This is a genomic window from Promicromonospora sp. AC04, from assembly GCF_003058225.1.
Lineage (GTDB): Bacteria > Actinomycetota > Actinomycetes > Actinomycetales > Cellulomonadaceae > Promicromonospora.
On record NZ_QBUG01000020.1, the window covers coordinates 3,963 to 12,430 of the forward strand.

General features: G+C 66.9%; 8 protein-coding genes and 1 pseudogene. 8 read left to right on the top strand and 1 reads right to left on the bottom strand.

Features of this window, described 5'->3' with window-relative positions:
- Positions 1 to 356, bottom strand: a pseudogene (locus C8K30_RS31580) (hypothetical protein); the annotation flags it as partial.
- 374 nt (positions 357 to 730) lie between these two features.
- Here C8K30_RS31580 and C8K30_RS30000 point away from each other — a divergent pair.
- The 8 genes from C8K30_RS30000 (at position 731) to C8K30_RS30035 (ending at position 8,331) form a co-directional block, all read left to right on the top strand.
- Entirely contained in the window at positions 731 to 1,621 is an 891-nt protein-coding gene (locus C8K30_RS30000; RefSeq protein WP_108496572.1) for a helix-turn-helix domain-containing protein, read from the top strand.
- Between the two features lie 160 nt (positions 1,622 to 1,781).
- Positions 1,782 to 3,041, top strand: a complete 1,260-nt coding sequence (locus C8K30_RS30005; RefSeq protein WP_108496573.1) for an MFS transporter — start codon at positions 1,782 to 1,784, stop codon at positions 3,039 to 3,041.
- A gap of 65 nt (positions 3,042 to 3,106) precedes the next feature.
- Entirely contained in the window at positions 3,107 to 4,078 is a 972-nt protein-coding gene (locus C8K30_RS30010; protein WP_108496574.1) for an aldo/keto reductase, read from the top strand.
- A gap of 62 nt (positions 4,079 to 4,140) precedes the next feature.
- Entirely contained in the window at positions 4,141 to 4,992 is an 852-nt protein-coding gene (locus C8K30_RS30015; protein ID WP_108496575.1) for an SDR family oxidoreductase, read from the top strand.
- Between the two features lie 25 nt (positions 4,993 to 5,017).
- Positions 5,018 to 5,368 (top strand): carboxymuconolactone decarboxylase family protein, encoded by a 351-nt coding sequence (locus tag C8K30_RS30020; RefSeq protein WP_233257578.1) that lies wholly within the window; start codon positions 5,018 to 5,020, stop codon positions 5,366 to 5,368.
- A 23-nt stretch (positions 5,369 to 5,391) separates the two neighbouring features.
- Complete coding sequence (locus tag C8K30_RS30025) at positions 5,392 to 6,276, top strand: aldo/keto reductase (RefSeq protein WP_108496580.1); 885 nt, start codon at positions 5,392 to 5,394, stop codon at positions 6,274 to 6,276.
- Positions 6,277 to 6,355: 79 nt separating this feature from the next.
- Entirely contained in the window at positions 6,356 to 7,123 is a 768-nt protein-coding gene (locus tag C8K30_RS30030) for an SDR family NAD(P)-dependent oxidoreductase (protein ID WP_108496576.1), read from the top strand.
- A gap of 5 nt (positions 7,124 to 7,128) precedes the next feature.
- Positions 7,129 to 8,331 carry an FAD-dependent monooxygenase gene (locus C8K30_RS30035; RefSeq protein ID WP_199230772.1) on the top strand — a complete coding sequence of 401 codons (1,203 nt, stop codon included), beginning with the start codon at positions 7,129 to 7,131 and terminating at the stop codon, positions 8,329 to 8,331.
- The last annotated feature ends 137 nt before the right edge of the window (positions 8,332 to 8,468 follow it).

An 8,468-nucleotide genomic window follows, 5' to 3' on the forward strand; every position in this document is an offset into this window, starting at 1 on the left:
CGTGCCAGAGACGCGCCGGTCTGTACCGCGGTCTGCGTGGCTGTCTCCACGCCCTTGCCGTCGTTCTCGAGGAAGAGCGTCTCCAAGCCGTCGAACGGCATCAGGTCCTTGCGGTGGTAGAGGTCGACGTGGCCGGCGTTCGGGATGATGACGAGTTCGGTGTTCTCCGGCGAGGCCTCGTGGACGTCCTCGGAGTAGTAGCGGGGGCGGGCCTCTGGTCCGGCTGCGAGCAGGACGGGCCGCGGCGTGATGTCTGCGGGTGCGCCATGACGGGATGCCGAAGAACGAGGCAGGAGTCGTCGGGGTGAACGCGGCGGTGGAGTTGATCGAGCGTGGGTGGTGGCCGCGATCGGCAAGACCTAGTCGGCATGACTATGTGGTTGACAGTGGACACACGGGCCGGCGGGAGCTGGCTGAGCGGGCCGGTTCCCAGCCAACGTCGCGAGACCAATTCGCCAGGCGCGAGCGCAGCACCCGGGCGCGACCAAGGGACCGGCCACCGCTCGTTGTTGTGTTTGACTCCGGTACGTGTTGGCGCTACAGCGATCAATCGTGCTTGTTGCGTGGGTGTGCGCGTGGCGCGGGACCAATCCGTGGCACGAAATCGTCCGCAACGTAGTCCGGGGGAAACTTCCATAGCCGCAGATAGGCCGTCGGCTGACGGCGGCGCGAGACTGGGGGTTACTGGCAGAAACTCCCATGCAGACGGTCACGCTCGTATCGTGAATACATGGTCAATCAGCCGGAAGTTCGAGACTTTCTGATGTCTCGGCGTGAGAAGGTCACGCCCGAGCAGGCCGGCCTGCCCTCTCATGGAAATCGGCGCGTCAAGGGTCTTCGCCGGAATGAGGTAGCGGCGATCGCTGGTGTGAGCGTGGAGTACTACACGAGGCTGGAGCGAGGAAACCTCCAGGGGGTCTCCGACAGTGTCCTGGAGTCGGTCAGCCTGGCGCTCCGTATGGACGAGACCGAACGGTCTCATCTTTACGATCTCGCGCGCGCCGCGAATTCGTCGCCAGTCCGGTCACGTCGCAGGCCGGCGCGGCCGACGATACCGGCGGCTGTCGAGCGTCTCGTGGACGGAATGCCCGGACTTCCCGCGTTCGTGCAGAACAACAGGTTCGACGTGCTGCACGCCAACGCGCTTGGTCGTGCCTTGTTCTCGGAGATGTACGAGGACCGGTCCTGCCGGGACAACACGGTGCGCTTCGTGTTCCTCAGCCCCGCTGCGCGACGCTTCTACCTCGAATGGGATCGAGTCGCGCGCACCGCGGTCGGAGCCCTGCGGGTCGAGGCGGGCCGCAGCCCCTATGACGTGGAGCTGTCGAACCTGATCGGCGAGCTCTCCACCCGCAGCGACACGTTCCGTGTGCTCTGGGGCGCCAACGACGTCGGAGTCTTCCGGGACGGGACCAAGGGAATCCGACACCCGGTGGTGGGCGAGCTGCAGCTCGATCACGCTGCGCTGGCCCTGCCCGACGCGAACGGACTGTCCGTGACCGTGTACAGCGCCCCTGCCGGCAGTCCAAGCGAGGACGGGCTGAAGATGCTGGCCAGCTGGGCGGCCGACGCCGCGGAGACAGCCGACACGGACGCCCCGAACGGGTCCGCCGCACGCTGACACCACATTGCTCGCTGCCGAGGAATCCGGCGCCGCGGTCCTCTGGGGGTTTTTGGTAGAACCCCTTTCAACGCAGGCTCCCTCATTCACCGCGGGACGCGTTGACTTAATGAGTGCCCCGGCAATCGGGGTCTTGCCCCCGTGATGAGAGTAGATTCCCATGTCCACTGCCGACCTTCGAGACCGAGTCGGGAAAAAGGCCAAACTGCCGTTTGTCGTCGTACTTCTGGCAATCGGCACTTTCTTGATGAGCACCACAGAGTTCGTGATCGCAGGTCTGCTGCCCGACCTGGCGTCCGACCTTGATGTCAGCGTCGCCCAGGCGGGACTTCTGATCACGGCGTTCGCGATCGGCATGATCGTCGGTGCGCCGACGCTCTCGGTGTTCACCGCACGCATGCCGAGGCGCCTGACGCTCGTGCTGTCGCTGGTCATCTACGCGGTCGGGCACCTGGTGGCCGCGCTGAGCGCCTCGTTCGAGGTCGTGCTGGTGGCCCGGGTGATCACCGCCCTGGCAACGGGTGCGTACCTCGCCGTCGCCGCAGTGGTCGCGACCTCCGCGGCCGGTCCCGGGAACGGATCACGGGCGATGGGCGTGATGATGAGCGGGATGGGCCTGGCGATCGTCGCCGGGGTACCGCTGGGCTCCTTCGCCGGTCAGGCAATCGGGTGGCGCGGGATCTTCTGGGCGCTGACCGTCCTGGCCGCCCTCACCGCCGTGGTGATCGCACGATTCGCCCCGGCCGAGACCGAACAGCAGGTCGTGACCCTCCGCTCGCAGCTCGGCGTCCTGTGGGAGGGGAAGCTCTGGCTCGTCCTGGCCGCCACCGCCCTGGTGTCCGGCGGGTTCCTCGCCGCCTACAGCTACATCTCGCCGCTGCTCACCGGCCGTACCGGAATCTCGGAGACCGCGGTGCCGCTGCTGCTGGTCGGCTTCGGCGTCGGAGCCGTGGCAGGCACCAACCTGGCGGGCCGCTTCGGTGACCGCGGTCCGCTGAGGACCTACTTCGCCATCGCCGGCGGATCAGGGCTTGTGTTGCTCCTGCTCGTCCCGATGTCCACGCTCATGGTGCCGACCGCAATCCTGGTCGTTCTGCTCGGATTCACCGGCCTGGGCGTCACTGCGATCGCGACCCCGCTGTCGGTCCGCTTCGGGCACTCCGGCCCGTCCCTGGCCTCAGCCCTGACCGTATCGGCGTTCAACGTCGGTATCGCCGCCGCGACCTGGCTGGCCGGCGTCGCCCTGGAGTCACCGCTCGGCCTAACCGGGCCGTCGATCGTCGGCGCCGTCATGGCGCTCCTCGGCCTGATCCCGCTGGGCATCCTGGCGATCATGCGAGCGACCCACGGCACGGCCGCACCCGAACCCGGCCTGCAGCCCCGCGAAGAGCTGACTCTCGAGCGAGACCTCCTGGTCTGAGACCGACCACGAGGCACACATCTGGTCGCCGGGCTGCACAGCCCGGGAAGCAAGGAGAGGAAGACATGGATTACACACAACTGGGCCGCTCAGGGCTCAAGATCAGCCGGATCGGCCTCGGTGGCATGAGCTTCGGCGACACCTCACGCGGCTTCACCGAGTGGGCACTGGACGACGTGGCCGCCGAGCCGATCTTCCGTCAGGCCGTCGAGCTCGGAGTCACCTTCTGGGACACCGCCAACGTCTACGGCTTCGGGACCAGCGAGGAGATCGTCGGCCGCGCGATCAAGAAGTACACGCGCCGCGAGGACGTCGTCCTCGCCACGAAGGTACGCCTGAAGATGCACGACGGCCCCGGCGGTGAGGGACTGTCCCGCAAGGCCATCCTCGAACAGATCGACGCCTCACTGACCCGCCTGGGCACCGACTACGTCGACCTGTACCAGATCCACCGCTTCGACTACGACACCCCGATCGAAGAGACCATGGAGGCCCTGCACGACGTCGTGAAGGCCGGCAAGGTCCGCTACATCGGCGCGTCGAGCATGTGGGCATGGCAGTTCGCGAAGATGCAGCAGGTAGCACAGTCGAACGGCTGGACCCGGTTCGTGTCGATGCAGGACCAGTACAGCCTGATGATGCGCGAGGAAGAGCGCGAGATGTTCGGCTTGCTGGCCGACCAGGGCGTCGGGTCGATCCCGTGGAGTCCGCTGGCCAAGGGCCGCGTCGCGCGCCCCTGGGGCGAGCAGACCAAGCGATCCTCCAACGACCCGGTGGGTGAGCGGGCGTTCAGCGACGCCGACAAGCCCGTCGCCGACGCCGTCCAGCGGATCGCCGAGGCACGGGGCATCCCGATGGCACAGGTCGGCCTCGCCTGGGTGCTGAAGAACCCGGTCGTCAGCGCCCCGATCGTGGGCGCGACCAAGCCCCACCACCTCCCGGACGCCGTCGCCGCTCTCGACGTGCACCTTACCGACGACGAGATCGCCGCTCTGGAAGCGCCGTACGTCGTCAAGCGCCCCACCGGCTTCCAGTAGACCGTTCGACGGCCCCTCGCTGGGGCCAGCACTCCCACCAAGAAACGAAGGAACAGCAAGAAATGACCGAGAACAAGAAGGTCTGGCTCGTCACCGGCGCCGGCCGCGGCATGGGTACCGACATCGCCAAGGCCGCGCTCGCCGCCGGGCACCAGGTCGTCGCCACCGGCCGCAACCCGGAGGCAGTCGCCAAGGCCGTCGGCGAGTCCGATGACCTCCTGGTCGTCAGGCTTGACCTCACCAAGCCCGAGGACGCCGAGGCCGCTGCCCAGGCGGCTCTGGACCGGTTCGGCCGCATCGACGTGCTGGTGAACAACGCAGCGAACTTCTACGCCGGGTTCTTCGAGGAGACCAGCGACGCGCAGGTCCGTGGCCAGTTCGAGACCAACGTGTTCGGCCCGATGAACGTCACCCGCGCAATCCTCCCGATCATGCGCAAGCAGCGGTCCGGCCACGTCGTGACCATCAGCTCGCTGGCCGGACAGACCGGGCTCGTCTTCGTGGACGCCTACGCGGCGAGCAAGTTCGCGCTGGAAGGGTGGATGGAGTCCCTGCGCTTCGGGGTCGAGCCCTACGGCATCCGCACCACCATCGTGGAGCCTGGCTTCTTCCGCACCGAGCTGCTCGTCGAGGAAGCCTCCACCATCTGGCCGGAGCTCTCGATCGAGGACTACGCCGAGCGCACCGCCGAGGCGATCCCCGGCTGGCAGGCGATGAACGGCCACCAGGCCGGCGATCCCGCCAAGCTCGGCGCCGCCCTCGTCGAGATCGTCGACATGGACGAGCCGCCGCTGCGCTGGGTCGCCGGCGCCGACGCGGTCGCCGCGATCGAGCACAAGGCACACGACCTCCTCGCCCAGATCGACGCGCACCGCGAGCTGTCCTCATCACTCGCGCACGACGACAACGCCTAATACAACGCCTAAGGAGGCAACTCAGATGACTGCCACACCGGAATCCGACAACACCGCACCCGACAGCACCGAGTCCGACATGCACAAGATGCTCGGGGACGTCGCGCCGAAGCTCGTAGCGCTCACCGACGGCACCCTGTTCGGGGACGTATGGGAGCGTCCAGAGCTCTCCCCGCGCGACCGCAGTCTGATCACCATCGCGAGCCTCGTGGCCACGGGCAATGTCGACCAGCTGAACTGGCACGTCCCTTACGGCCTCAAGAACGGTCTCACCCAGACCGAGATCACCGAGGCCATCACACACCTGGCGTTCTACGCCGGCTGGCCCAAGGCCGTCTCAGCGATCACCACAGCGAAGAGCCACTTCACCAGCTGAACCCACCATCGACAGGAATGACCATGGCGAACAACCAGCTCCACGTCACCCTCAACAACGGGGTGGAGATGCCAGCGATCGGACTCGGCGTCTACCAGAGCGCCCCGGAAGAAACCACTGAGGCCGTCGTAGCCGCATTGCAGACCGGCTATCGGCACATCGACACCGCTGCCGCGTACTTCAACGAACGCGAGGTCGGTGAGGGCATCATGAAGTCGGGAGTCGACCGCGCCGAGATCTTCGTCGAGACGAAGATCTGGATCAGCGACTACGGCTACGACGAAACACTGCACGGATTCGAGAAGAGCGCCCGGAAGCTCGGCGTTGACCAGATCGACCTGCTCCTGCTGCACCAGCCCCTCGGCTCCGACTTTGAGAAGACGATCGCCGCCTACAAGGCGCTCGAAACCCTCCTCACGGACGGCCGCGTCCGCGCGATCGGTGTCTCCAACCAGACGCCGGCCGAGCTGGACGAACTGATCTCACGCACCGAGATCCTCCCCGCGGTGAACCAGATCCAGGTGCACCCCTACTACTCGCAGCCCGAGTGGCGCGCCGCGAACGTCCGGCACGGCATCCTCACCCAGTCGTGGTCACCGATCGGCGGCTCCTACACGTACGGCGGCTTCGACAAGAACCCGTTCGAAGAGCCCGTGATCACAGCCCTCGCTGCCAAGTACGGCAAGACGCCGGCGCAGGTCATCCTCCGCTGGCACCTCGAGCACGGGTTCTCCGCCATCCCCAAGTCGGTCAAGCCGCACCGCATCGCAGAGAACTTCGACGTCTTCGACTTCACCCTCACAACCGACGAGGTGGCTTCCGTGGACGCTCTCGACACCGGAGTCCGCGGTGGCCCCGATCCCGACTCGCTCACTCTCGAGAGCCACGGCGTCCCGATCCCTGAATGACCAGTAGCCGAGCCGTCCGCACGCGGAGAACCCGTAACGGACGGCTCGGCCCCCGCACCCCCGGCTGAAAGGACCACTCATGGCCCGCATCCTCATCACCGGCTCGACCGACGGCCTCGGCCTCGCCAACGCCCGCACGCTGCTCGCCGCAGGCCACGAGGTGATCCTCCACGCCCGCTCACCAGAACGCGCCAGTGATCTCGGCGCACTCGCGCAACGCTCCGCGGGGATCGTCACCGGCGACCTCAGCAGCATCACTGAGACCCGCGACCTCGCCGAGCAGGTCAACACGATCGGTCGGATGGACGCAGTCATCCACAACGCCGGCGTCTACCTGTCCTCGACCCGTATCGCTACCGTCGACGGACACTCCCGCACACTCGCGGTCAACGTGCTCGCCCCCTACCTGCTCACCGCGCTCATCGAGCGCCCCGACCGACTGGTCTACGTCACCAGTGGGATGCATCTCGGCGCTTCCGGGGACCTTGACGACATCGACTGGACCTCCCGGCGCTGGAACGCGAGCGCGGCCTACTCGGAGAGCAAGCTGCACGTCGCCGCGCTGGCCGCCGCAGTCGCCCGTCACTGGACCGACGTGCGCAGCAACTCGGTCGACCCCGGATGGGTGCCCACGAAGATGGGCGGCCCGGGAGCTCCTGACGATCTTGAGCTCGGTCACCTCACCCAGGTGTGGCTCGCCGCCGGCGACGACCCCGCCGCGAACGTCACAGGGGCTTACTGGCACCACCAGCGTCAGCAGAGCCCAGCCCCCGAAGTCACCGACGTGGCCTTCCAGGACCGCTTGATTGGCACCCTGACCAAGCTCACTGGCACGAGCCTGTTCTGAACGACATGACTCGGCGTGACACGCGTCGTCCACCAGGGCACGGCGCCATATCCATGACGACAAGACGAGGAGAAAACTCTTTGAGCACGAAGCCGACTCTGGCCCGCAACGACGGGCACGCCGAGACCACCGGTTCGGCCATAGTGGTCGGGGCGTCGCTGGCCGGCCTGATGAGCGCTCTGACCCTGGCACGTACCGGAGTCGAGGTCACCTTGCTGGAACGCTCTGACGACTCGGGTCGCACCGGGGCGGCACTCCATGTCGAGCACGACCTCCTCAACCGGTTGACCGGGCGCACGCGTATCAATCGTCGCGACGCGATCCCTGCGGGGCTCCAGACCTGGCACTCTGTCCACGACGGACTGCGCGCCGCGGCAAGGGCCGACAGTCGTATCCGGCTCCTGCCGAACACGATCGTCGACGCAGCAGCCCAGAACCACAACGATGCATGGGTGACGACCCGCGACGGGCGCAAATTCCATGCCGACATCGTGATCGGCGCAGACGGACACCGCAGCACGATCCGCCGCCATGTCGCGCCGGACAAGCCTCACTCGGAGTTCGCCGGCTACGTCATCTGGATCGGCATCGCCCAGGAATCGGAACTCCGCGCCCGATCGTGGCCCGACGGAGTCGACTTCCTGAGCAGCACGAACGGACCACTCCTCGGCTACCCGCTCCCCGCCAAGGACGGAACTCTCACACCCGGGCGTCGCCAGCTCGGCTTTGCCTGGTACGACGCCACCCGCAACACGCTGCTGCGTAAGTCAGGAGCGATCGACGGCTCGGTCGTCCAACACTCCCTCACCGCCGACCAGATCCCCGAAGAGATCTACCGCGAGCTCGGGGCCGAGGCACGCGCCGAGTTCCCCTCGCCCTGGCGAGACGCGATCCTCGACTGCGTCAACCGGCGCGCGGTCATCGGTACCCCCATCAGCGAGTACGTGCCGAACAACCTCGCCAACGGACGTATCGCCCTTGTCGGAGACGCCGCACACGTCCCCACTCCGATGACAGGCAGTGGTTTCAGTGCGTCCCTCCACGACGCAGAAGCACTCGCCAAGGCCATCACTGCCCACGGCGTCAAGGGTCCAGCGGCCAAGCTCGCGCTCGCCACGTACGAACGCACCCGACTCACCGACGCTCGACGCCTCGTTCAATCCGGACAGCAGTTCAGCCGCTCGCTCGCACGCGGAGTCGCTGCCTGACACCACCCGAGCTCCACCGACCGGATTCCGGTACTACCAGGGCAGGGGCTCGGGTCGAACGGGGCTCCTTCGTTGCGGTCGGCATGCCTCCGGGCCCCCGCGCCCCTTCAGGTGCAGATAAGGTTGAAGGTCAAGCG

Excerpts from the sequence above, each read along its gene's own strand:
- C8K30_RS30000 (WP_108496572.1), top strand. The coding sequence starts at position 731 with ATGGTCAATCAGCCGGAAGTTCGAGACTTTCTGATGTCTCGGCGTGAG.
- C8K30_RS30005 (WP_108496573.1), top strand. The coding sequence starts at position 1,782 with ATGTCCACTGCCGACCTTCGAGACCGAGTCGGGAAAAAGGCCAAACTG.
- C8K30_RS30010 (WP_108496574.1), top strand. The coding sequence starts at position 3,107 with ATGGATTACACACAACTGGGCCGCTCAGGGCTCAAGATCAGCCGGATC.
- C8K30_RS30015 (WP_108496575.1), top strand. The coding sequence starts at position 4,141 with ATGACCGAGAACAAGAAGGTCTGGCTCGTCACCGGCGCCGGCCGCGGC.
- C8K30_RS30020 (WP_233257578.1), top strand. The coding sequence starts at position 5,018 with ATGACTGCCACACCGGAATCCGACAACACCGCACCCGACAGCACCGAG.
- C8K30_RS30025 (WP_108496580.1), top strand. The coding sequence starts at position 5,392 with ATGGCGAACAACCAGCTCCACGTCACCCTCAACAACGGGGTGGAGATG.
- C8K30_RS30030 (WP_108496576.1), top strand. The coding sequence starts at position 6,356 with ATGGCCCGCATCCTCATCACCGGCTCGACCGACGGCCTCGGCCTCGCC.
- C8K30_RS30035 (WP_199230772.1), top strand. The coding sequence starts at position 7,129 with ATGACTCGGCGTGACACGCGTCGTCCACCAGGGCACGGCGCCATATCC.